At 58.7% G+C, this 20,786-nt stretch carries 21 protein-coding genes and 1 pseudogene; 11 read left to right on the forward strand and 11 right to left on the reverse strand.

Annotation, left to right across the window (positions count from 1 at the left end):
- The first annotated feature begins 3 nt into the window (after positions 1-3).
- Both ACR0MO_RS03540 and ACR0MO_RS03545 read left to right on the forward strand, forming a co-directional pair.
- Entirely contained in the window at positions 4-1,890 is a 1,887-nt protein-coding gene (locus ACR0MO_RS03540) for an AMP-dependent synthetase/ligase (protein ID WP_170450739.1), read from the forward strand.
- Positions 1,891-1,916: 26 nt separating this feature from the next.
- Positions 1,917-3,077: an ABC transporter substrate-binding protein gene (locus ACR0MO_RS03545; RefSeq protein ID WP_170450741.1), complete on the forward strand. Its 1,161-nt coding sequence runs from the start codon at positions 1,917-1,919 to the stop codon at positions 3,075-3,077.
- A gap of 57 nt (positions 3,078-3,134) precedes the next feature.
- On the opposite strand, the gene rpsI is transcribed toward ACR0MO_RS03545, so the two are convergent.
- Positions 3,135-3,620 (reverse strand): 30S ribosomal protein S9, encoded by a 486-nt coding sequence (gene rpsI / locus ACR0MO_RS03550; RefSeq protein ID WP_170518545.1) that lies wholly within the window; start codon positions 3,618-3,620, stop codon positions 3,135-3,137.
- Positions 3,621-3,626: 6 nt separating this feature from the next.
- A complete protein-coding gene (rplM, locus tag ACR0MO_RS03555) occupies positions 3,627-4,085 on the reverse strand; it encodes a 50S ribosomal protein L13 (protein WP_039536983.1) in 459 nt (152 codons plus the stop codon).
- A 259-nt stretch (positions 4,086-4,344) separates the two neighbouring features.
- Here rplM and ACR0MO_RS03560 point away from each other — a divergent pair, with 259 nt between their 5' ends.
- The gene (locus tag ACR0MO_RS03560) at positions 4,345-5,091 is read left to right on the forward strand and encodes a glycoside hydrolase family 19 protein (RefSeq protein WP_480889736.1); all 747 of its coding nucleotides are present in this window, start codon (positions 4,345-4,347) and stop codon (positions 5,089-5,091) included.
- A 4-nt stretch (positions 5,092-5,095) separates the two neighbouring features.
- Here ACR0MO_RS03560 and ACR0MO_RS03565 read toward each other — a convergent pair whose 3' ends face one another.
- On the reverse strand, positions 5,096-6,499 hold the full coding sequence (locus ACR0MO_RS03565) for an aminotransferase-like domain-containing protein (protein WP_480889739.1): 1,404 nt from the start codon (positions 6,497-6,499) through the stop codon (positions 5,096-5,098).
- A 99-nt stretch (positions 6,500-6,598) separates the two neighbouring features.
- Here ACR0MO_RS03565 and ACR0MO_RS03570 point away from each other — a divergent pair, with 99 nt between their 5' ends.
- Positions 6,599-6,826, forward strand: coding sequence for a YjiS-like domain-containing protein (locus ACR0MO_RS03570; protein WP_170450749.1), 228 nt, complete (start codon positions 6,599-6,601; stop codon positions 6,824-6,826).
- A gap of 60 nt (positions 6,827-6,886) precedes the next feature.
- Here the strand turns inward: ACR0MO_RS03570 and ACR0MO_RS03575 are convergent, their stop codons facing one another.
- A complete protein-coding gene (locus tag ACR0MO_RS03575; RefSeq protein ID WP_480889742.1) occupies positions 6,887-7,330 on the reverse strand; it encodes a PaaI family thioesterase in 444 nt (147 codons plus the stop codon).
- A gap of 49 nt (positions 7,331-7,379) precedes the next feature.
- Between ACR0MO_RS03575 and ACR0MO_RS03580 the strand changes: the two are divergent.
- From ACR0MO_RS03580 to gluQRS, 4 genes and pseudogenes are all read left to right on the forward strand, one after another.
- Positions 7,380-8,174, forward strand: a pseudogene (locus tag ACR0MO_RS03580) (enoyl-CoA hydratase); the annotation flags it as partial.
- A gap of 257 nt (positions 8,175-8,431) precedes the next feature.
- Positions 8,432-9,772 carry a methylenetetrahydrofolate--tRNA-(uracil(54)-C(5))-methyltransferase (FADH(2)-oxidizing) TrmFO gene (gene trmFO, locus ACR0MO_RS03585; RefSeq protein ID WP_480889744.1) on the forward strand — a complete coding sequence of 447 codons (1,341 nt, stop codon included), beginning with the start codon at positions 8,432-8,434 and terminating at the stop codon, positions 9,770-9,772.
- Between the two features lie 37 nt (positions 9,773-9,809).
- Positions 9,810-10,424 carry a methyltransferase domain-containing protein gene (locus ACR0MO_RS03590; RefSeq protein ID WP_170450756.1) on the forward strand — a complete coding sequence of 205 codons (615 nt, stop codon included), beginning with the start codon at positions 9,810-9,812 and terminating at the stop codon, positions 10,422-10,424.
- On the forward strand, positions 10,421-11,302 hold the full coding sequence (gene gluQRS / locus ACR0MO_RS03595; protein ID WP_170450758.1) for a tRNA glutamyl-Q(34) synthetase GluQRS: 882 nt from the start codon (positions 10,421-10,423) through the stop codon (positions 11,300-11,302). Before ACR0MO_RS03590 ends, gluQRS begins: the two co-directional genes overlap by 4 nt.
- A 54-nt stretch (positions 11,303-11,356) precedes the next feature.
- Here the strand turns inward: gluQRS and hisI are convergent, their stop codons facing one another.
- Entirely contained in the window at positions 11,357-11,746 is a 390-nt protein-coding gene (gene hisI / locus ACR0MO_RS03600) for a phosphoribosyl-AMP cyclohydrolase (protein ID WP_170450760.1), read from the reverse strand.
- A 48-nt stretch (positions 11,747-11,794) separates the two neighbouring features.
- Between hisI and ACR0MO_RS03605 the strand changes: the two genes are divergently transcribed.
- Positions 11,795-12,247: an iron-sulfur cluster assembly scaffold protein gene (locus tag ACR0MO_RS03605; RefSeq protein WP_170450762.1), complete on the forward strand. Its 453-nt coding sequence runs from the start codon at positions 11,795-11,797 to the stop codon at positions 12,245-12,247.
- A 59-nt stretch (positions 12,248-12,306) separates the two neighbouring features.
- Entirely contained in the window at positions 12,307-12,945 is a 639-nt protein-coding gene (locus tag ACR0MO_RS03610) for a MarC family protein (protein ID WP_170450764.1), read from the forward strand.
- A gap of 186 nt (positions 12,946-13,131) precedes the next feature.
- Here the strand turns inward: ACR0MO_RS03610 and ACR0MO_RS03615 are convergent, their stop codons facing one another.
- The 5 genes from ACR0MO_RS03615 to sciP all read right to left on the reverse strand — a co-directional run bounded on the left by ACR0MO_RS03615 (position 13,132) and on the right by sciP (position 18,923).
- Positions 13,132-13,254, reverse strand: a complete 123-nt coding sequence (locus ACR0MO_RS03615) for a hypothetical protein (RefSeq protein ID WP_480581227.1) — start codon at positions 13,252-13,254, stop codon at positions 13,132-13,134.
- A gap of 111 nt (positions 13,255-13,365) precedes the next feature.
- Positions 13,366-15,456, reverse strand: coding sequence for an ATP-dependent DNA helicase RecG (gene recG, locus ACR0MO_RS03620; protein ID WP_480889746.1), 2,091 nt, complete (start codon positions 15,454-15,456; stop codon positions 13,366-13,368).
- Complete coding sequence (ligA, locus tag ACR0MO_RS03625) at positions 15,453-17,705, reverse strand: NAD-dependent DNA ligase LigA (protein ID WP_480889749.1); 2,253 nt, start codon at positions 17,703-17,705, stop codon at positions 15,453-15,455. The genes recG and ligA overlap by 4 nt, the downstream gene beginning before the upstream one ends.
- A 123-nt stretch (positions 17,706-17,828) precedes the next feature.
- On the reverse strand, positions 17,829-18,545 hold the full coding sequence (gene ctrA, locus ACR0MO_RS03630) for a response regulator transcription factor CtrA (protein WP_170450769.1): 717 nt from the start codon (positions 18,543-18,545) through the stop codon (positions 17,829-17,831).
- Between the two features lie 84 nt (positions 18,546-18,629).
- Positions 18,630-18,923 (reverse strand): CtrA inhibitor SciP, encoded by a 294-nt coding sequence (gene sciP / locus ACR0MO_RS03635; RefSeq protein ID WP_170450771.1) that lies wholly within the window; start codon positions 18,921-18,923, stop codon positions 18,630-18,632.
- A 129-nt stretch (positions 18,924-19,052) separates the two neighbouring features.
- Here sciP and mnmA point away from each other — a divergent pair, with 129 nt between their 5' ends.
- Positions 19,053-20,198 carry a tRNA 2-thiouridine(34) synthase MnmA gene (gene mnmA, locus ACR0MO_RS03640; RefSeq protein ID WP_480889752.1) on the forward strand — a complete coding sequence of 382 codons (1,146 nt, stop codon included), beginning with the start codon at positions 19,053-19,055 and terminating at the stop codon, positions 20,196-20,198.
- Here the strand turns inward: mnmA and ACR0MO_RS03645 are convergent.
- A complete protein-coding gene (locus tag ACR0MO_RS03645) occupies positions 20,195-20,740 on the reverse strand; it encodes a carboxymuconolactone decarboxylase family protein (protein WP_170518515.1) in 546 nt (181 codons plus the stop codon). The two genes, mnmA and ACR0MO_RS03645, sit on opposite strands and share 4 nt — an antisense overlap.
- Positions 20,741-20,786 lie beyond the last annotated feature (46 nt).

Below are 20,786 nucleotides of genomic sequence, written 5' to 3' on the forward strand. Positions count from 1 at the left end.
CGGATGGACAGCACCCCCCTGCCCCCTCAGATCACGATCAACGGCGTGCAGTTGAACGCAACGCCCGGTCAGCGCCCCGTGCGCGTGGATGGCTGCATCACGATCTCGGACCTTTTCCAAAGCCGCTGCGCGGAACTGGGTGATCGCTCGGCCCATCGGGAAAAGGATCTGGGCATCTGGAAGTCCTATTCGTGGACCGACTATTGGCAACACGCCAAATGGATCGGTCTGGCGCTGCGCAAACTTGGGCTTGAGCGCGGCGAAGTGGTCTCGATCCTGTCCGAGGACCGTAAGGAATGGGCCTGGTTCGATATGGGCATCCAAGGCGTTGGGGGTATTTCTTCCGGAATCTACACCACTGACGCGGCCAAACAGGTGCAATACCTGATCAATGACAGCGATAGCCGGTTTCTGGTTGTCGAGAATGAAGAACAACTGGACAAGTTTCTTGAGGTCGAAGACGAGGTTCCGGGGCTGCTGAAGGTCATCATTCTGGAAGACGAAGGTCTGCACGATCTGGATCATCCCCGCTGTATGATGATCGAAGACCTCTATGCGCTTGGCAAACAGGCCGAAGCCGAAGATCCGAGCCGGTTCGAGGCCGAAATTGCCCTTGCCAAACCGCAGGACACCGCCTTGCTGGTCTACACCTCGGGCACCACTGGCCAACCAAAAGGCGCGATGCTGAGTCACGAGAACATTCTGGCCGGTATCGAATGCGGTGCAAGGGCGCTGCCGACCCTGGCCAGCGACGAGCAGCTCTGCTTCCTGCCCCTGTGCCATATTCTCGAACGGGATGTTTCCGTCTTTTTCCCCTTGGCCGCCCGCTGCACCGTCAATTTCGCCGAAAGCCCGGAAACGGTGTTCGCCAACCTGCAAGAGGTCTCGCCCACCACATTCACCGCTGTTCCCCGTGTGTGGGAGAAGATCTATGCGCAGGTCCAGATCATGTCGCAGGATGCCACGCCGCTGGGCCGGTTGGCCTTTGGTCTGGCGGTAAAGGCCGGGTTGGCAAGGGCCGAGTACCTGACGACAGGCCAGCCTGTCCCAACCAGTATTGCCGCGCGGTTCTGGGTCTGGGATCATCTGGTGCTGCGCAATCTGCGGCGGATGCTGGGCATGGACAAAATGCGCCGCGGCGGGTCCGGGGCGGCGCCGATCTCACCTGATCTGCTGAAATGGTACTGGGCCATTGGTGTCCCGTTGATCGAAGGGTTTGGCATGACCGAGACCTCGGGTCTGGCATCCCTGAACACGATCGAAGACAACCGCGTCGGCACCATTGGCCGCGCGGTCGAGGGGTGTGCCATGCGTATCTCGGACGACGGGGAAATTCAGGTAAAGGGCCTGAATGTCTTTCAGGGCTACTGGCGCAACAACGCCAAAACCGCTGAAAGCTTTACCACCGACGGTTGGCTGCGCACCGGCGATGTCGGGAAAATTGACGAGGACGGGTTTCTTTCGATCACCGGTCGGATGAAGGACATTATCATCACGGCGGGCGGCAAGAATATCGCCCCGGCTGAAATCGAAAGCCGATTGAAGTTCAGCCACTATATCTCGGACGCGGTGATCGTGGGTGATCAGCGCAAATACCTGACCGCGCTAATCATGATCGATCAGGAAAACGTCGAGAAATTCGCACAAGACCGCAAAATCCCCTTCTCGAACTTCGCATCACTTTGCGCGGCACCCGAAATCAAGGACCTGATCGGTGCCGAAGTCGCTTCGGTCAATTCCGATTTCGCGCGGGTAGAGCAGATCAAGGATTTCCGCCTGATCGATGTATTGTTGACGGCCGAGGATGACGAACTGACAGCCACGATGAAGCTGAAACGCGGGCTGGTGGAAAAGAAACACGCACATTTGATTGAAGATATGTACAGTTAACCAAGGGATAAAACGGGAGGAGAAAGATGAGCAAGCTGAGGAACCGGCTGACTGTTGCTGCGGCGCTGACTGCAGCGGCAACGATGGGTTGGGCGCAAACGCAAGGGGTCACTGACGATGAGATCGTGATCGGCTCGGTCAATGATCTGAGCGGTATTTTCGCCGCCGTGGGTGTTCCGGCCACCAAAGGCGCGAATGTGGTCTTTGATCGGGTGAACGCGGCAGGTGGCGTGCATGGTCGCTCGATCCGCTATGTGGTCGAGGATAATGGCTATCAGATGCCGCGCGCGATGCAGGGCTATAACAAGCTGCTGAACCGCGACAAGGTGTTTGCAATGCTGCAATCGCTGGGCACACCGATGAACCTGGCCGGGTTCAAGTTGCTGGACCCCAAAGGTATTCCCAACGTTGCCCCTCTGACCGCCGCGCGGCAGATGCTGCAGGAACCGATGGACAATAAGTTCACATCCTTCTCGACCTATTATGATCAGGCCCGGGTTGGCGTGAAATACCTCAACGGTGAGTTTGGATCACAATCTGTTTGCACCATGTATCTTCCCACCGATTTTGGAGAGGAAATTCTGGAAGGCAGCAAAGCCGGGGCTGAAGAAGCCGGGATTTCCTTTGTCGCCGAAACCACCCACAAGCCGGATGAGACGGACTTTGTCGGCTCGCTAAGCAAACTCAAGGAAGAGGGCTGCGACATCGTCACCATGGCGCTTGGCGTACGGCAGGCGATCACGGTCGTTGGGACTGCCAAGAAAATGGGCCTGACCGACATGAAATTCCTGGGCACCTCGGCCAGCTTCCTGACCGTTGTCGCGCAGGTGCCGGGCGGTGTGACCGACGGTTTCTACGCGGCGGCGTCGTGGAAGGATCTTTGGGCACGCGCCGACGAACCTGCGCCGGCTGCGTTTATCGAGGAATACAAGGCCGCAACGGGTGAAGATCCGGTTGGCTTTGCGATGCTGGGCTATTCCGCTGCGGAAATGATGGTCAAGGCGCTAGAGGCCGCCGGTCCGGACCTGACCCATGAAAGCTTTATCGCGGCAATGGAGTCGCTGGACTACACCGACGAACTGGTCGGTAACCACATCACCTACGGCCCGGATGACCATCAGGGCGCGGACACGGTCTTTGTGAACGTGGTCGAAAACGGGGCGTGGAAACTGGTCTACGAAGAGTAATCGCAAAGAAAAAGGGCTCGCAAATGCGAGCCCTTCGAATGTCGTATTCCGCAGCGATTAACGCTTCGAGAACTGGAACGAACGACGCGCTTTGCGCTTACCGTATTTCTTACGTTCCACAACGCGGCTGTCGCGGGTCAGGAAGCCAGCGGCTTTCAGAGCGCCGCGCAGCGACGGATCGTACAGTTGCAGCGCTTTCGAGATGCCGTGCTTGACCGCACCGGCCTGACCGGTCAGGCCACCGCCTTTGACGGTTGCAACAACGTCAAACTCACCTTCCACGCCGGCAACCTGGAACGGCTGGCGCAGGATCAGCTGCAGAACGGGACGCGCGAAGTACTTGTCCTGGTCTTTGCCGTTCACGGTGACCTTGCCGGAACCCGGCTTGATCCAAACGCGGGCAACAGCGTCTTTACGCTTGCCGGTGGCATACGAACGGCCCAGTTCGTCACGCACGGGTTCACGTGCGATGACTTCTTCGACTACGGTTTCGACGCCTGCGACGGCGCTCAGCTCTTCGAGAGTATTGATCTGATCAGCCATCGGTCATTAGCTCCGGGTGTTTTTCTTGTTCATGGACTTGACGTCCAGAACTTCGGGCGCTTGCGCCTCATGAGGGTGCTCGGCACCGGCATAAACGCGCAGGTTGGTCATCTGCTGGCGCGCCAGACGGTTGCCCGGCAGCATGCGCTTGACCGCCTGGGTCACGACGCGCTCGGGGTGTGCACCTTCCAGGATCTGCTGTTTGGTGCGCGACTTGATGCCGCCCGGGTGGCCAGTGTGCCAGTAGAAGTTTTCTTCGCGCTTCTTGCCGGTCATCTGGATTTTGTCAGCGTTGATCACAATGACATTGTCGCCCATGTCCATGTTCGGGGTGAACGACGCTTTGTGCTTGCCACGCAGGCGCATGGCGACGATCGAGGCAAGACGGCCCAGAACAACGCCCTCGGCGTCGATCAGGATCCATTTCTTGTCGATGTCTGCAGGTGTTGCAGAAAAGGTTTTCATGGCAGGATAGTCCTGTTTGATGTGAAAGACCGCCCCAGCGGAGCGGCCCGAATTCGATGGACGGGTTTTAGTCGCGCTGGAATGCCGCGTCAACAACCGAAAACCTTATTTTATATAGTAATTACAATGCTTTATAAAATAGGTATTATTTTACCCCATCGAAATTCCACCTCGCGCAGTATCCTGCTGCCCTATTTTTCAATTTCTGACAGTTTCCAAAACGCGATTGCATCGCAAGCACATATTTCAGGAGGGGAACATGCTGGACCTGTCCGCGTTAGACAAAATCGATCCGGGTACACGACTGGATGACCTGAACAAAACCCGTCTGGCCGCCGTTCAAAGAGGGTTAGCCATCTGCGCCCACCCCCTTGGCGAAGCGGATGGGTTGATCGGGCCTAAAACCCGAAACGCCTTTGCCGAACTGGTGCAGGACATCGGAAATGGCCATCCCTCGGTCGTCTCTGATGCTGTGATCGATCACCTGAAGAAAAAGGCCAAGCGGCTGCGCACAATCCTCGCAATGCCCGCCGACAGTAAGGATGAAGTCAAAGACAGCATCGCCGCCATGTTCCGCTTTATCGGTTTGGGATTGAAGACCCAGATCGCCTACGGCCTTGCAACCGCGCAGTGGGAAACCGGGCACACTTTCGAACCGGTAAAGGAAGCCTACTGGCTCAGTGAAAAGTGGCGGAGGGACAACTTTCGCTACTATCCCTATTACGGACGCGGCTATGTGCAACTGACGTGGGAGAATAATTACAAGGTGTATTCCAGCATTCTGGGGCTTGATCTGGTCGGTGATCCCGATCTGGCCCTTCGGCACGACGCGTCCCTGTTCACCATCGCCCACGGCATGAAGATCGGCACATTCACGGGGCGAAAGCTGGAAGATTATGTCTCGAAAGGTAAGACCGATTTCCTTGAGGCGCGGCGAGTCATCAATGGCACCGACAAGCAAAAGGAAATCGCCGATCTGGCCGAGGATTATCTGGACGAGTTGTAACCGCTTAGACGCTGATTTGTTCAGGTGGATTGTCCAGCAGTGCCCGCAGCCGCAGCATGGCATCCTCGAACCGCTGCAATGAGACGTGACCGTTCATTGCGATACGCACAGCGTTCGGCGCGCGCCCGTCGCGCAAGGCGAACTCATCCGCGGATCGCAATTGGATCCCTTCCCGCTCAGCCGCGCGGCTGAAGGCGGCGGCGCGCCAGCCGGATGGCAGGTTCAGCCAGACAAAGGGCACATCCGGCGCCCAGTTCAGATCAAAGCCCCCCAACGCATTCACCGTTACCCGCACATATTCGCCCATACGGGACCTTACGTCCTGCGCGATCTGACGGGTGCGGGGATCGGAAAGGATCAACCGGGTAAGTTCCGCAAGTGGCTGCGCCAGACCGAAATACCCGTATTCGGCCGAGCGTCGCAGATCCACGCTGCGTTCCTTCGGAGCAATGGCAAACCCGACCCGCAAGGCCGGGGTCAGGGTTTTCGAGATTGACGAGACATGCCAACCCCGTTCCGGTGCCAAAGCGCGATAGCTGGGTTCGCGCGCGTCGCCCATACGATAACAATCATCCTCAACGATTTGCAGATCGAAACGGCGGGCCACTTCGACAACCTCTTTGCGCCGCTCCAATGGCGTATGTGCGCCGGTTGGGTTTTGCACTTCGGGCGAGACGCAAACAGCCTGCGCCTGGTTCTGCCGCAGCACATGCTCCATCGCTTGCGGGTCGATGCCCCATTTGTCCATTTTCACACCAATGACCTCGGCCCGCATCAGCTCTCCGGCCCGACGGAACCCGGCATAAGACAGATCTTCGACCAGAACAGTCGGCTTTGGACCGCGCAGGATTGTCTGGAACACAAGACACAGCCCGTTCTGACCGCCGTGGGTCAGTACAATGTCGTCATGCGAGACGGCACCCAAAGGCAAGTCCGACAACCAGTTGACAACCGCCTGACGCATCGGTTGATACGCATCGCGCGTTGGATAATTCAAAAACAGCCCCGGATCGGCTTGCGAGACCTTTTGCAGACACTCCCGGATCAACGCCACCTGCCCGGCATCTGCCAAACGCGGGCTGAACAGGCTGACATTGGCATTGTACTTGTCGTCCCTCAGATGCAGCTGCCGTGCCCAGACATCGTCCAGAATCGGTGATTTTGGCGGGGCCACGAATGTACCACGCCCAACCTCGGCTTGTAGCAAGCCTTCGTCCGTCAGAATCGTATAAGCCCGCGCAACTGTGCCTGGAGTGATTTTCAATCGATACGCCAGCTCACGCACCGGCGGCAGCTTGGTTCCGATGTCTAACGTTTTGCTTTCGATGGCTTTTCGTATTGTGTCGGCGACCAGAGTGTATTTTGGCCCCTTGGATTTTGGCAGTGCTTCTGGCCAAATTGTATCCATTACAATTCTTCCTTTGCATTTGACACAATATCGAATGTATCAAGCAACTGTACCGAACAACAATGCTTTGTGTCAATACAATTTGAAAGGAATACTGAGATGACACGCACAATGCACAACCCCGCCCTCTTGCTGCTGAACGACAGCCCCAGGCTGCCGCTGATCGCCGCGCTGGCCGTGCGGTTTGCGGCGGCGGTCACTCAATGGGAACGCCGTCGTCGCAGTCGTATTAACCTGAGCTATCTGGATGACAGGCTGCTTGAAGATGTGGGTTTGACCCGCATGCAAGCCACACGCGAAGTAAAACGCTATTTCTGGCAGCTTTGAATTATCCCCAGTCCCATCACGGGACCTCTTCCTAGGCCGGGGTTCGTCCCCGGCCCTTTTTCAACCAAATTTCGCCGCAGCCGAACCTTCGGGCGGGATAGAATAAGTCATATTGGCCCGCGCCACAGGCTTGTTCGACCCTTCCGAGAAGATCAGCACATCCCCGACCGCAAGGCTGCGCCCCAGTTTCAGCAACCGGCATTCGGCGATCAGATCCTTGCCGCCTTCCGGTTTGCGCAGAAAATCCAGTGATCCGCTGGTGGTAACTGCCAGGGATTGACGCCCCTTGCGCGCCAAAACCATCGCATAGACGCTGACATCCGCCAGGCTGAAAATGGACGGGCCAGATACGGTGCCACCGGGGCGCAAGTGACGCTCGGCCACCATCATCCGCATGGTCACACTGTCTTCGGTCAGGTCCTCGACAACAAAATCCTGTTTCACCTGCGGAAATACCTGGTGAAGGTATTGTGACAGTTCGTCCTTCTGCAGCGCTAAACCCATACTTCCCCTCCTGAACGTCGCGCCCTAGAGTTGGACCAACAGCCAGCGGGAGGGCAAGATGGCAATTTTGGAACGTAACGACACAGGCGCGGTTGCTCAGTTGAAACTGAACGCGCCTGACAGGCTGAATGCCCTGAGCGATGAGATGCTGGCGGCCCTTCAATCCGAGTTCGACGCGCTGCGCGAGGACAGCTCGATTCGAGCGATCACGCTGTCGGGCGCGGGCAAGGCCTTTTGTGCCGGGCACGACCTGAAACAGATGACAGCCGGTCGCCAGTCCGAGGATGGCGGCAAGGCCTATTTCCAGGACCTGTTCGCGCGCTGCGCCAAAATGATGATGTCCATTCAGACACTTCCGCAACCGGTTATCGCGCAAGTGCACGGCATCGCCACGGCTGCGGGCTGCCAGTTGGTGGCAACCTGCGATCTGGCGGTCGCTGCCGAGGGCACGCGATTTGGCGTGAATGGTGTGAATATCGGGCTGTTCTGCTCGACCCCCATGGTCGCGCTCAGCCGCAATATCCCCAGAAAACATGCGTTTGAGATGCTGACAACGGGCGATTTCATCTCGGCTGAACGGGCCGCGGAATTGGGTCTGGTCAATCGCGTCGTGCCCGAAATGCTGCTGGAGCATGAAACGATCTCATTGGCCGAGCAATTGGGCAGCAAGCTGGGAACGGCCGTCAAAATCGGAAAAGAGGCGTTTTATCAACAGCTTCAGATGCCGCTGGATCAGGCCTACGCCTATACCGGAGAGGTAATGGCGCAGAATATGCTGCATCGGGACACAGAAGAAGGCATTTCCGCCTTTATTGAGAAACGCCCCCCGAATTGGACGCAATGACGCAATTGTTAGGTACATTTTTTGCCACTGTTTTCATTTTTGCACTTTTCAAAAGGGCGACACTGTGGCAAAGCTGAGACGAGGCTGAGGCCTCAGGTACACTTTTGGGTCGCCGTGGGCGGAAGGTCCCTCCAAGCTGGTTTCTCTCACCGGCGTTGACATTCCCGCAGCGGCGACCCCAAGACCCTCCCATAAAATTCGACGCCACTGACAGGGTTGAGTTGCGTCTGCCTGCCCCCTGCCCTATGTGGCAGCGCATGACACAAGTTTTGCATATCGTGGGCGGCGGCATGGCCGGGTCCGAGGCCGCATGGCAAGCCGCCGAGATGGGCGTGGATGTTGTGATCCATGAAATGCGCCCCAATGTCGGCACATTCGCGCACCAGACCGGCAATCTGGCCGAGATGGTGTGTTCGAATTCCTTCCGGTCCGACGATGACGAACAAAACGCCGTGGGCCTGCTGCACTGGGAAATGCGTGCCGCGAACGGCCTGATCATGACCACCGCCGATGCGCACCGCCTGCCCGCCGGGGGCGCACTGGCCGTCGACCGCGATCCGTTTGCCGAGGATGTCACCGCCAAGCTGCGCGCCCATCCCCGTGTAACCGTGACGGACGAAGAGGTCACATCCCTTCCCGATGACGGGCATTGGATCTTTGCCACCGGCCCCCTGACCTCTCCGGCTTTGGGTGAGGCAATCCGGGCCGAAACCGGTGCGGACTCGCTGGCCTTCTTCGATGCCATTGCCCCCATTGTCTATGCTGACAGCATCGACATGAGCCAGGCCTGGATGCAGTCACGCTATGACAAGGGCGAGACGGAAGAGGAACGCACAGCCTATCTGAATTGCCCAATGGACCGCGACCAGTATGAGGCCTTCATTGATGCCCTGCTGGCCGCCGACAAGACCGAGTTCCACGAAGGCGAGACGGCAGGTTACTTTGACGGCTGTCTGCCGATCGAGGTGATGTCCGAGCGTGGTCGCGAAACCCTGCGCCACGGTCCGATGAAGCCTGTCGGCCTGACCAATCCGCATCAGCCGGACGTGAAACCTCATGCGGTGGTGCAATTGCGTCGCGACAATGCCTTGGGCACGCTGTTCAACATTGTAGGTTTCCAGACCAAGATGAAATACGGCGCACAGACCGAGGTGTTCCGCATGATCCCCGGGCTTGAAAACGCCAGTTTCGCACGTTTGGGCGGTATTCACCGCAACACGTTTATCAACTCGCCCACTTTGCTGGACGCGCAGATGCGGTTGAAATCGAAACCGAATATCCGCTTTGCCGGTCAGATCACCGGGGTCGAGGGGTATGTCGAAAGCGCCGCGATGGGCCTGTTGGCCGGTCGTCTGGCAGCGGCTGAAATTCTGGGGCGCACTCTGCCGGAAGTGCCACAAGACAGCGCCATGGGCGCTCTGATCCACCACATCACCGGCGGGGCCGAGGCAAAGACCTTTCAGCCTATGAACGTAAATTTCGGCCTGTTCCGCCCGGTCGATGGCCTGAAGGGTGGCCGTCGCGGCCGCAAAGACCGTTACAAAGCCTACACAGATCGCGCCAAAGAAGAATGGACCAACTGGCTGGCCGCGTGCTGACTGGACGCGACGCCGTTGATCAGCCTACCATGTGGTTATGAGCGACGAATTCTTTAAAAGCACCTACGATCTGGAAACACCCGAACAAACCGAAGCCCACTATCAGAAATGGGCCGCGACCTACGAGGCCGAGGTGGCCGAGCAAGGCTATGCCACCCCCGACCGCGTGGCCCAGGCGCTCTGGTCGAAAATGCCGGAACCCCTGACGCCAGTTCTGGATTACGGCTGTGGCACCGGCCTGTCCGGCGTCGCGCTTCGCAAGGCCGGGTTCGAAGTGCTTGATGGCATGGACCCAACCGAAAACATGCTGAAGGTTGCGCGCGACAAAGCTGTTTACCGGGATCTCAAGAGCTTTGAAATTACCGAACCCGCACCGTTGACCCCAGATGCCTATGCGGCGATCACGGCTATCGGTGTGATTGGTTCGGGGGCCGCTCCGCCGGAAACTCTGGACATGCTTATGCACGCGCTTCCCAAGGGTGGAAAGCTGGCCTTTTCCTTTAACGATCATACGCTTGCGGATCACAGCTACACGTCACGATTGAACGACTGGCTCGATATGGGGGCTGCGCGTCTTCTGTTCCGGGAACATGGCCCGCATTTACCCGGCCTGGACATGAAATCTGACGTGTATGTATTAGAAAAAACGTGATTTTTACCACGCGCTTCGCGCCTTCTCCGACGGGTCCCCTTCATCTGGGTCACGCCTATTCGGCGCTGCTGGCCAGTGACATGGCGGCTGCCGAGGGCGGTGCCTTTCTGCTGCGGATCGAAGATATCGACCAATCCCGATCCCGGCCTCACTGGGAAGAGCAGATCTATGACGACCTGCATTGGCTGGGCCTTGACTGGCCCGAGCCGACGCTGCGCCAGTCGCAGCGGCAATCCATCTATGACGCGGCTTTGGACAGCCTCTGGCAACGCGGCTTTCTTTATCCCTGCACTTGCAACCGCAAAGACATCGGGGCGGCGGTCAGCGCCCCGCAAGAGGGCGCGCCGCTGCTTGGTCCGGACGGTTTGATCTATCCCGGAACCTGCCGGAACCGCCCCCAAACGCGGGGAACATCGCCCCGACCAAGGACCGAGGCACTACGACTGGACATGGCCAAAGCCGCGCGCCACGTCTTCGATAAAAACCCCACTGCAGGTCAATTTGCCGAATTCGGCCAGGGGCCAAACGGCGAAACGGGTACTGTCACCTTCACACCCAAAGAATTGACCGAAACCATCGGTGACGTGGTCCTCGCGCGCCGGGGAATGGGCACATCCTACCATCTGTCCGTCGTGCTGGACGATGCCGAGCAAGGCATCACACGGGTTATCCGTGGGCAGGACCTGTTCGAAGCCACCCGCATCCATGTGCTGCTGCAAGCCCTTTTGGACCTGCCGACGCCTGAATACCTCCACCACGACCTTGTCCGGGACGAAAATGGAAAACGGCTGGCAAAACGCGACGACGCGCGCGCGATCTCAAAATACCGATCCGAAGGTGCGTCGCCTCAGGACATCCGCGTCATGGTCGGCCTCTGACCGCGCTTCATCTTTTTAAAAATACTCTCGCCGAAGGCATGGCGCTTGCGCCATTCACTCCATCGGTTTCATCAACTCGGTCTCATCTCCGTCCCGAATGGCCGTATAGAAACAGCTGCGCCGGTTGGTGTGACAAGCGGGACCTTTCTGATCAACAAGAACCAACAGGCAGTCCCTGTCACAATCGACACGGAAATCGACCAGTTCCTGAGTGTGTCCCGAAGACTCACCCTTGATCCAGAAGGACTGCCGCGACCGCGACCAATAGGTGACGCGCCCTGTTTCCAACGTGCGTTCCACCGCCTGCGCATTCATCCAGGCCATCATCAGCACCTCGCCGGATGTGTGATCCTGCGCGATGGCGGGGATCAACCCAGCCTCGTTATATTTCAAAGTCGATGGGTCAAACACGACAGGGTCAGACATGACAAAAACCTTTTGCATCCCGGGGGCTGACCACTATGTATGGGGAACACGCAACGAGGGAAAGCCATGAGCGGCGAGAACGATCTGATAAAGCTCTATTCCGGACGCATTCTGGCGCTCGCGGCGGATATTCCGCATCTGGATCGGCTGGATAACCCCGATGCGACGGTCAAAAAACGGTCCCCGCTATGCGGTTCGACCGTGACCGTTGACGTGAAGGTACAGGATGGCCGAGTCGCCGCTTTCGGGCAGGACGTGAAAGCCTGTGCTTTGGGTCAGGCATCGGCTTCGGTTGTCGGAGACGCGGTGTTGGGGGCCACGCGGGCGCAGATCGAAACTGCTCGGGATCAACTGGCTGCGATGCTGAAAAAAGACGGGCCGGTCCCCGACGCGCCGTTTGACGGGTTAGAGGTGCTGATACCCGCGCGGGACTATAAGAACCGCCACGCCTCGATCCTTTTGTGTCTTGACGCCACCGCCGAAGCAATTGCGCAAGCTGAACAGGCCAACTGCGCCTGATCGTAGCGTTTTGCGGCAATCCCGTCTAACGTCAGTCAAAATTTGGCGGAGAGATGGGTGTGAACAATTTACTCGAACATTTCGTGACATTGTGGGTCGTGATTGACCCCATCGGGACGATTCCTGTGTTCATTGCCGTAACCGCCGGGCTTGAGGCCGCCGCGCGACGGCGCACCGCTGTTCTGGCCGCCTTGATCAGCGCCGGCGTTTTGCTGTTTTTCCTGGTGTTCGGCCAGTTGCTGATCGAGGCGCTGGATATCGGCCTGAATTCATTTCAGGTGGCTGGCGGGATCATCCTGTTCCTGTTCGCGCTGACCATGATCTTTGGCGAAAGCAAGCAGGACATGGAACAACGCGCCGCCGAGGATGATAAGGACGACAAAACCCACACGCATAACCCGGCCATCTTTCCGCTTGCCGTGCCGTCCCTCGCCTCACCGGGCGCGATGCTGGCGATTGTGATCCTGACCGACAACAACCGTTACAGCGCGGCAGATCAGGGCATTACCGCGCTGGTCATGCTGTCGGTTCTGGTGATTGCCTTTGTCCTGATGTTGCTGGCCGAGCCGATCATTCGCCTGATCGGGCATTCCGGTGCCGCGATTATCAGCCGGGTGATGGGGATGATCCTGGCCTCGGTCGCAGTCAATTCGGTGCTGTCTGCGATGCTGGAAATCATGAAAACCGGTCAGCTATAAAAAAACCGCCGCACCTTCCGGGCGGAAAGGGCGGCGGCAGGCAATGCGTTTCTCGTGTGGGGTCCGGGACACCGCGCGGGGCCGAGGCATGGCCCCTTCAAGGGGTTTGGGACAGGCAGGTCACCCTTGATCGTATTGGGGATGACAGGCGCGGGTTAGTCGGCACGAGAGCGCAGGCAGAAAGGCTTAGAATCCAATCGGAAGGTGAAGGGCAACCATCAGCATAACGACCAAGGAGGCCACACCCACCGCATCCTGCAGGATGGTCGGTTGCGAGCGGGTAAAGACTGTCTTGATCTGGGTCAGCATGGGTCACCTCCGGTCAGGGATTTAATCCTTTGTTGACCTTTTGTTCTCATATTTTGCCGAGTCGGTAAAGAACTTTTTGAGAACATTTGTGAACTTTAAGGGATTTATAATCTAACCCACTGAAATCAAACGGATCGCCTGATCCTGTTTCATAAGCCACAGTAGAACACGCGCGGCTTTGCCCCGGTCCGAGGTCAGTTTCGGGTCCGCATTCAACAACGCGCGGGCATCGGATTGCGCAACCTCCATCAACCCGGCCTGCCGCTCCAGATCGGCAATGCGGAATTTCGGCAACCCGGATTGCGCCGTGCCGATCAGATCGCCCGCGCCGCGCATCTGCAAATCCGTTTCCGAGATGCGAAAGCCGTCCTCGGTCTCGCGCAGCACTTCCAGCCGCTTGCGCCCGCCTTCGCTGAGCGGCGCTTGATACATCAGCAAACAGGTCGAATCCGCGTCGCCCCGTCCGACGCGACCGCGCAGTTGGTGTAGTTGCGCCAGACCAAAGATCTCGGCCCGTTCAATCACCATGATCGTGGCATTGGGTACGTTCACACCGACCTCAATGACCGTCGTGGCCACCAGAACCTTGATGTCCCCGTTCTGAAAGGCTGTCATGGCCGCGTCTTTTTCAGCAGGCGGCATCTGACCATGCACCAGCCCAACGATGCCTTCGCCCAACACTGCCCGCAGGCGCTTGAACCGTTCCTCGGCCGCGGTCAGGTCAGACACCTCGGATTCGTCGACCAAGGGACACACCCAATAGCACTGTCGCCCCTCATCAATCGCGCGACGCAGATGGGCGACGACCTCATCCATGCGCCCAGTGCTGACAATCGCGGTTTTGATCGGCTTTCGCCCGGGCGGCTTTTCGTCCAGAACTGAAACATCCATGTCGCCATATTGCGCCAGCGCCAGGCTGCGCGGGATCGGAGTCGCGGTCATCACCAAGACATCGGCGCCCTGTCCTTTCTCAGACAATTCCATCCGTTGACGCACCCCGAACCGGTGCTGTTCGTCAACGATGGCGAGCCGCAGGTTTCTGAATGCCACGTCGCTTTGGAACACTGCATGGGTGCCGACAAGGATCTGAATATCGCCACGCGCCAAAGCCTCAAGCTTGGCGCGACGCTCGGATCCCTTGTCGCGTCCGGTCAGGATTTCCAGAACAACTCCGGCCTCTTCGGCCAAGGGGCGCAGGCCTTCCAGATGCTGACGGGCCAGAATCTCGGTCGGGGCCATCATCACGCCCTGCCCGCCAGCCTCAACCGCGATCAGAAGCGCCATGAACGCGACCAGTGTCTTCCCCGCCCCCACATCGCCCTGCAGCAACCGGTTCATCCGCAAGTCCGACGCCATATCGGCCGAGATCTCTTCAATCGCGCGGGTTTGCGCCCCGGTCGGTCGATACGGCAGGCTCCGCAGAACTCTGGACTGCAACGCCCCGGTGCTGACGCTGGAGATCCCCCGCGCCTTGCGTTCGATCTGCCGCGCCAGAGCCAGGGTCAACTGATGCGCCAAAAGCTCATCATAGGCCAAACGTTCCCGGGCCGGAGAGAACGCGGCCACATCATCGGCGCCCTGCGGATGATGGGCGGCGTGAACCGCATCATGCCAGCTTGTCCATTTTTTCTGAGCCACTTGAGCCCGATCAATCCATTCGGCCAATTCAGGCGCGCGGGCCAACGCGCTGCGCGCGGCCTTGTACGCCGTTTTTTGCGTCACCCCTTGCGTCAAGTGATAGACCGGTTCGAATTCGGGAATGTCCCGGGCCTGCTCGACCGGCAGCATGTGATCGGGATGCACCATCTGCGCAATCCCGTCGAACAGCTCCAACTTGCCCGAGATCACCCGGCGCGATCCCTGCGGCAGCACCTTCTTCAGGTAATCGCCCCGCGCGTGAAAGAACACGAGTTGAAAATCGGCCTGACTGTCTTCGACATGAATCCGATAGGCCCCGCCTTTGTTTCGGGGCGGACGGTGCGGGCCAACAGTCACCTCAACCGTCAGAGTTGTCGGCAGATCAGCCCCTTGGATCGTGTCACGCCTGCGCCGGTCAACCACGGCATATGGCAGCCCAAACAGCACATCGCGCGGGCTTTCGACCCCGCTTTGAACCATGGCCTGTGCGGTTTTGGGGCCGACACCCTCCAGCGTTTCCAACCCGGCAAACAGCGGGAAAAGTTGTTCGGGCCGTCCGCTCATGCGCCGTCGATCAGCTGCAGCCAGCCATCCTCATCCAGCGTTTTGATACCCAGTTCTGCGGCTTTCTTGGCCTTGGATCCGGCCCCGGGCCCGGCCACCAACAGATCGGTTTTTTTGCTGACCGAGCCTGAGACTTTGGCACCCAAAGCCTCAGCCCTCGCTTTGGCCTCGGCGCGGGTCATCTTTTCCAGCGTTCCGGTGAAGACGACCGTCTTGCCTGCAACCGGGCTGTCCGATGCAGGGGCGTCGGGTGATATGATCGTCAAATGCCGGATCAGGTCATCGAAAGCGCGGCGCTCATCCGAATTGGCAAAGGCATCCGACAGGGACAGGCCCAGCGTTGCGCCGATGCCGTCGATGCCAATCAAATCGGACCAGGCCGTGGCAGCGGCCTCGGGTACATCCGAAGTTGCGATTGCAGCGTCGCGTGCTTCTTTAACGCGGGCCCGACGGTTTTCTTCGGTGGCGGCGATGCGCTCGGCCTCTTCAGCCTGATCAGCACGCCGCTGCGCCAGTGCGGCCGGGCGGGTCATGTCAATCGCCTGCGCCATAGCCTCCCAAGTCAGGTAGTGTAGCGCCAAGTCGCGCGCGCCAACCTCTCCGACATGGCGAATGCCAAGGGCGAACAGCAAGCGCCCCAGTTCAATGGTTCGTTTCTCATCAATGGCGTCGAACAGGTTCCTGGCCGACGTCTCACCCCATCCATCCCGGTTCTTGAGCCGAGCCAGATTGCCCGTGTCGCGCGCCTGCAGCGTGAAAATATCCGCCGGAGTGTTGATTGGCAGAACCTCATCGCCATGAAACATCTCAATCTGTTTGGCCCCCAGCCCTTCGATGTCGAACGCTTTCCGGGATACGAAGTGTTTCAGTTTTTCAACCGCTTGCGCAGGGCAAATCAGCCCGCCGGTACAGCGCCGGACGGCATCACCATCTTCGCGGATGGCGGCACTGTCGCATTCGGGGCATTCTTGCGGGAAAGCGTACGCGATACTGTCTGCCGGGCGTTTGGTCAGATCGACATCGGCCACTTTGGGGATCACGTCCCCGGCGCGATAGACCTGCACCCAATCGCCGACCCGAATGTCTTTGCCGTCGCGGATGGTGCCACCCTTGGCGTCCCGACCTGCAATATAGTCTTCATTGTGCAAAGTGGCGTTGGATACGACGACGCCGCCCACCGTCACCGGATGCAGGCGCGCCACGGGGCTGAGGGCACCGGTGCGCCCGACCTGAATGTCGATTGCCTCCAACCGGGTCCAGGCCAGTTCAGCGGGGAATTTATGGGCGATGGCCCAGCGAGGCGTCGTGGACCGGAACCCCAACCGCGCTTGCAGCGCCAGGTCGTTCACTTTGTAGACGACCCCATCGATGTCATACCCAAGGGTCGATCGCTGCGCTTCAATATCGCGGTAATGCGCGAGAATATCTTCTGTCGCATTACAAAGACGCGTCAAGGCATTGGTCGAAAACCCAAAATCCTTTAGCCGTTCAATTGCACCCATCTGAGTGTCCGCCAGCGGCTCTGACACCTCGCCCCAGGCATAGGCAAAAAACCTTAAAGGTCGCGCGCGGGTGATTTCCGCATCCAGTTGTCGCAAGGACCCGGCGGCCGCGTTTCTGGGGTTGGCGAATGTCTTCCCTCCGCTCTCCGTCTGGCGCTGGTTGAGCGCATCGAAATCCGCGTGGGACATATACACCTCGCCCCGAACCTCCAGAACGGCTGGCGCGTCTTTGATCCTTTGCGGGATGTCCGAAACCGTGCGGGCGTTTGCGGTGACATTCTCGCCCACCTCGCCATCGCCACGCGTTGCGGCCTGAACCAATTCACCGTCCTCATAACGCAAGGACAGGGACAAACCGTCGATCTTGGGTTCCGCCGTAAAGGCCAGCGGCGCGCCTGCGGCCAACCCGAGGTATTTTCGGATCGACCGGTCGAAATCGCCTACGTCCTCGTCATCAAAGGCATTTCCCAATGACATCATGCGCATCGCATGGGTGACTTTGGAGAATCCGTCTGCGGCCCGGGCGCCGACCTGTTCGCTGGGGCTGTCGGCGCGTTTCAGGTGCGGGAATTGCGCCTCGATCTCGGCATTGCGGCGTTTCAGAGAATCGTATTCCGCATCCGAAATCTCGGGCGCGTCTTCGGCGTGGTACAACCGATTGGCCCGCAAAAGCGCTTTGGCCAAACGCTCCAGCTCGGCGCGGGCCTCGTCTTCGGTCATGTCTGCGGGTGTAATGGAGTTGCTCATGGCCTCGCCCTGTCACGTCTTCTTGGACATCAGTGATAGGGCGAGGCCATGGCCAGGTCCAGACGTGCTGATCCGTGAGTGCGGGTGCCGCCCTGGACCACCGGCGGCACAGGTGTTCTTGTGTCAGGCGCCGACGGCCATACGGGTCTCGTCCACCGTGTTGCTTTGCGGGTCACGCAGAACGTAACCACGGCCCCAAACTGTCTCGATATAGTTGTCGCCGCCGGTCGCGTTGCTGAGTTTCTTACGCAGCTTACAGATGAAAACGTCGATGATTTTCAGTTCGGGTTCGTCCATGCCGCCATAGAGATGATTCAGAAACATCTCTTTGGTCAGAGTCGTCCCCTTGCGCAGGCTCAACAGCTCCAGCATCTGGTATTCCTTGCCGGTCAGATGAACCGTCTTGCCATCTACTTCGACTGTTTTCGCATCCAGATTGACTGCGACGCGACCTGTATGGATCACCGATTGCGAATGCCCCTTGGACCGGCGGATGATCGCGTGAATGCGTGCCACCAGTTCTTCGCGGTGGAACGGCTTCGTCAGGTAATCGTCAGCCCCGAAGCCAAACCCTTTGATTTTGCTCTCGGTATCATCGGCGCCCGACAGGATCAGAATTGGTGTTTCTACCCGCGCGATCCGCAATTGCCGCAAAACTTCGTGCCCATTCATGTCCGGCAGGTTCAGGTCCAGCAAAATAAGGTCGTAATCGTAGAGTTTTGCCAGATCGATCCCCTCTTCCCCCAGATCCGTCGCATACACGTTCAGGTTTGCATGCGTCAGCATCAGTTCGATGCTTTTGGACGTGGTCGGATCATCCTCGACAAGAAGTATTCTCATTTCACTGCTCCAATTCGGGTCAAATATTCCAATTAAAATTAAACCTGACCAAGAATGGTTAATCTGACGTTACCGTTGAATCATTTATTCACTTTCTCCTTTAGGTTGTCGATATTTTTTTAAGGCGGTGACTTTCAGCGCCTCAACACCGTGCTCGGCAACCGCTGCGACCCAGGTGTTGAACTCTTCATCGCTGATGCCATAGCGCTTCTTGGCCTCTGACAGCGTAATCAGCCCATAAAGCACCCCGCGTACGACTACGATCTTGCGCGAGGCCACCCAGCGCCGCGTGTCCGAAGGCGGAAGATCGGCGCGGGACAAAATCGTTCCATCCGGCAGGGTTACGGACCGCGGTCCTTCAACTTTGTGCAAATACATCTTTCAACCCTTTTCCTGCTGCATCAAAGCTGGCACCAGCCTACTTAATGCCGGGTGAAACCGCCCCTTGAGAGTGTCTAGAATTTTCCTATATTCTGCCGGTCTTTCTTAACCCGGACTGGAATCGCCATGGCCCTCGCCGCCGAGACCCAACTCAATTCGCTTGGCTTTGCCAAACCTCCCTCGGAAACGCGGGTGGTTGTTGCCATGTCTGGCGGCGTCGACAGCTCCGTCGTGGCAGCCTATCTGGCCGATCAGGAGTATGACGTGGTGGGAGTGACCTTGCAGCTGTACGACCACGGCGCGGCGCTGGCCAAGAAAGGTGCATGCTGTGCAGGGATCGACATCCACGACGCGCGCCGCGTGGCCGAGGAACGTGGCTTTCCGCATTACGTTCTGGATTACGAGAACATCTTCAAGGACGCGGTGATCGACGAATTCGCCGACAGCTATCTGGCCGGCGCGACACCGGTGCCCTGTATCCGCTGCAATGAACGGGTGAAATTCAAGGATCTGCTGGAAACCGCCAAGGATCTGGAAGCTGATTGCATGGCCACCGGTCACTATATTCAGCGCAAGATGGGCGCGAACGGCCCGGAATTGCACAGTGCCGAGGATGCAAACCGCGACCAGTCCTACTTCCTGTTCTCAACCACGCCCGAACAGTTGGATTATCTGCGCTTCCCGCTGGGCCACCTGCCCTCCAAAGACGCAACGCGCGAAATGGCGGCGCAATATGGGCTGGCCGTGGCCGACAAGCCCGACAGTCAGGACATCTGTTTTGTGCCCAACGGCAACTATGCCAGCGTGATCGAAAAACTGCGCCCCGGTGCTGCGGAACCCGGTGAGATTGTGCACGCCGATGGCCGCGTTCTGGCGCAGCATGACGGGGTGATTCACTACACCATCGGTCAGCGGCGCGGTCTTGGCATCGGTGGGCTGAGCGAGCCACTTTATGTCGTCAAGCTGGACGTGGATAAGAAACAGGTTGTTGTCGGCCCAAAAGAGATGCTGGCCACCCGCACCGTTCCCGTGCGCGAGATCAACTGGCTGGGCGATGAACCCTTCACCTCACGCAGTGAATGGCACTTGTCGGTCAAAGTTCGCTCGACCCGCCCCCCGCGTGAGGCGATCATCCGCCCCCTGTCGGACACCACGGCTGAGGTCGAGTTGCTGACGCCCGAGGAAGGCATCTCTCCGGGTCAGGCCTGCGTGTTCTATGCCAATGAGGGCAGCCGCATCTATGGCGGTGGCTGGATCTGGCGCGGGTATTAAGCCGAGACCGGATCGACCTCGGGCTCAATCTGGATTTGCAGCGCATCATTGAACCGGTTGAACGCGCCGCACAGCGCGATGCGCCAGGTCAACTCGACGATCTGCGCGTTACTGAACCATTCCCGCAGGTCGGACACCTCGGCGTCGCGCATGCGGCCTGAGCGGGTTGTCACCGCCTGAGCGTAGAGCACGACCGCCTTGTCGCAGGCGTCCAGTTCAGGGTGATCTGTAACATCGGGCAACCGCGCCGCGCCTTCTGGGCTGAGCCCGGCAACCGTCAGCAATGGCGCGTGATGTGACACGCAATAGTCGCAGGCATTCAGCTTGGACACTGTCACCATCGCCAGTTCCAGCGCCCGGCGCGGCAGAGTTTCCTGCGCGCGCAATGCGGTCAGCATTCCGCTCACGTGTTCCAACACCGGCGGGCAATGGGCCGCCACCCGCGCCCAGTTGTCGAACGGGCCGTATGCACCCAGCTCGGTATGGGCCGCGCGGGCCTGCGGGGTCATCTGATCGTCGGTCAATGGGGGAATGCGGGTCATCTGCGATCTCCTTTGGCCGCAGGATATTGCAGGGCCAGATCGCCGC

The organism is Ruegeria sp. K5, from assembly GCF_056531805.1.

Coding starts and splice junctions, on each gene's coding strand:
- ACR0MO_RS03540 (WP_170450739.1), top strand. CDS start 4: ATGGACAGCACCCCCCTGCCCCCTCAGATCACGATCAACGGCGTGCAG.
- ACR0MO_RS03545 (WP_170450741.1), top strand. CDS start 1,917: ATGAGCAAGCTGAGGAACCGGCTGACTGTTGCTGCGGCGCTGACTGCA.
- rpsI (WP_170518545.1), bottom strand. CDS start 3,620: ATGGCTGATCAGATCAATACTCTCGAAGAGCTGAGCGCCGTCGCAGGC.
- rplM (WP_039536983.1), bottom strand. CDS start 4,085: ATGAAAACCTTTTCTGCAACACCTGCAGACATCGACAAGAAATGGATC.
- ACR0MO_RS03560 (WP_480889736.1), top strand. CDS start 4,345: ATGCTGGACCTGTCCGCGTTAGACAAAATCGATCCGGGTACACGACTG.
- ACR0MO_RS03565 (WP_480889739.1), bottom strand. CDS start 6,499: ATGGATACAATTTGGCCAGAAGCACTGCCAAAATCCAAGGGGCCAAAA.
- ACR0MO_RS03570 (WP_170450749.1), top strand. CDS start 6,599: ATGACACGCACAATGCACAACCCCGCCCTCTTGCTGCTGAACGACAGC.
- ACR0MO_RS03575 (WP_480889742.1), bottom strand. CDS start 7,330: ATGGGTTTAGCGCTGCAGAAGGACGAACTGTCACAATACCTTCACCAG.
- trmFO (WP_480889744.1), top strand. CDS start 8,432: ATGACACAAGTTTTGCATATCGTGGGCGGCGGCATGGCCGGGTCCGAG.
- ACR0MO_RS03590 (WP_170450756.1), top strand. CDS start 9,810: ATGAGCGACGAATTCTTTAAAAGCACCTACGATCTGGAAACACCCGAA.
- hisI (WP_170450760.1), bottom strand. CDS start 11,746: ATGCAAAAGGTTTTTGTCATGTCTGACCCTGTCGTGTTTGACCCATCG.
- ACR0MO_RS03605 (WP_170450762.1), top strand. CDS start 11,795: ATGAGCGGCGAGAACGATCTGATAAAGCTCTATTCCGGACGCATTCTG.
- ACR0MO_RS03615 (WP_480581227.1), bottom strand. CDS start 13,254: ATGCTGACCCAGATCAAGACAGTCTTTACCCGCTCGCAACCGACCATC.
- recG (WP_480889746.1), bottom strand. CDS start 15,456: ATGAGCGGACGGCCCGAACAACTTTTCCCGCTGTTTGCCGGGTTGGAA.
- ligA (WP_480889749.1), bottom strand. CDS start 17,705: ATGAGCAACTCCATTACACCCGCAGACATGACCGAAGACGAGGCCCGC.
- ctrA (WP_170450769.1), bottom strand. CDS start 18,545: ATGAGAATACTTCTTGTCGAGGATGATCCGACCACGTCCAAAAGCATC.
- sciP (WP_170450771.1), bottom strand. CDS start 18,923: ATGTATTTGCACAAAGTTGAAGGACCGCGGTCCGTAACCCTGCCGGAT.
- mnmA (WP_480889752.1), top strand. CDS start 19,053: ATGGCCCTCGCCGCCGAGACCCAACTCAATTCGCTTGGCTTTGCCAAA.
- ACR0MO_RS03645 (WP_170518515.1), bottom strand. CDS start 20,740: ATGACCCGCATTCCCCCATTGACCGACGATCAGATGACCCCGCAGGCC.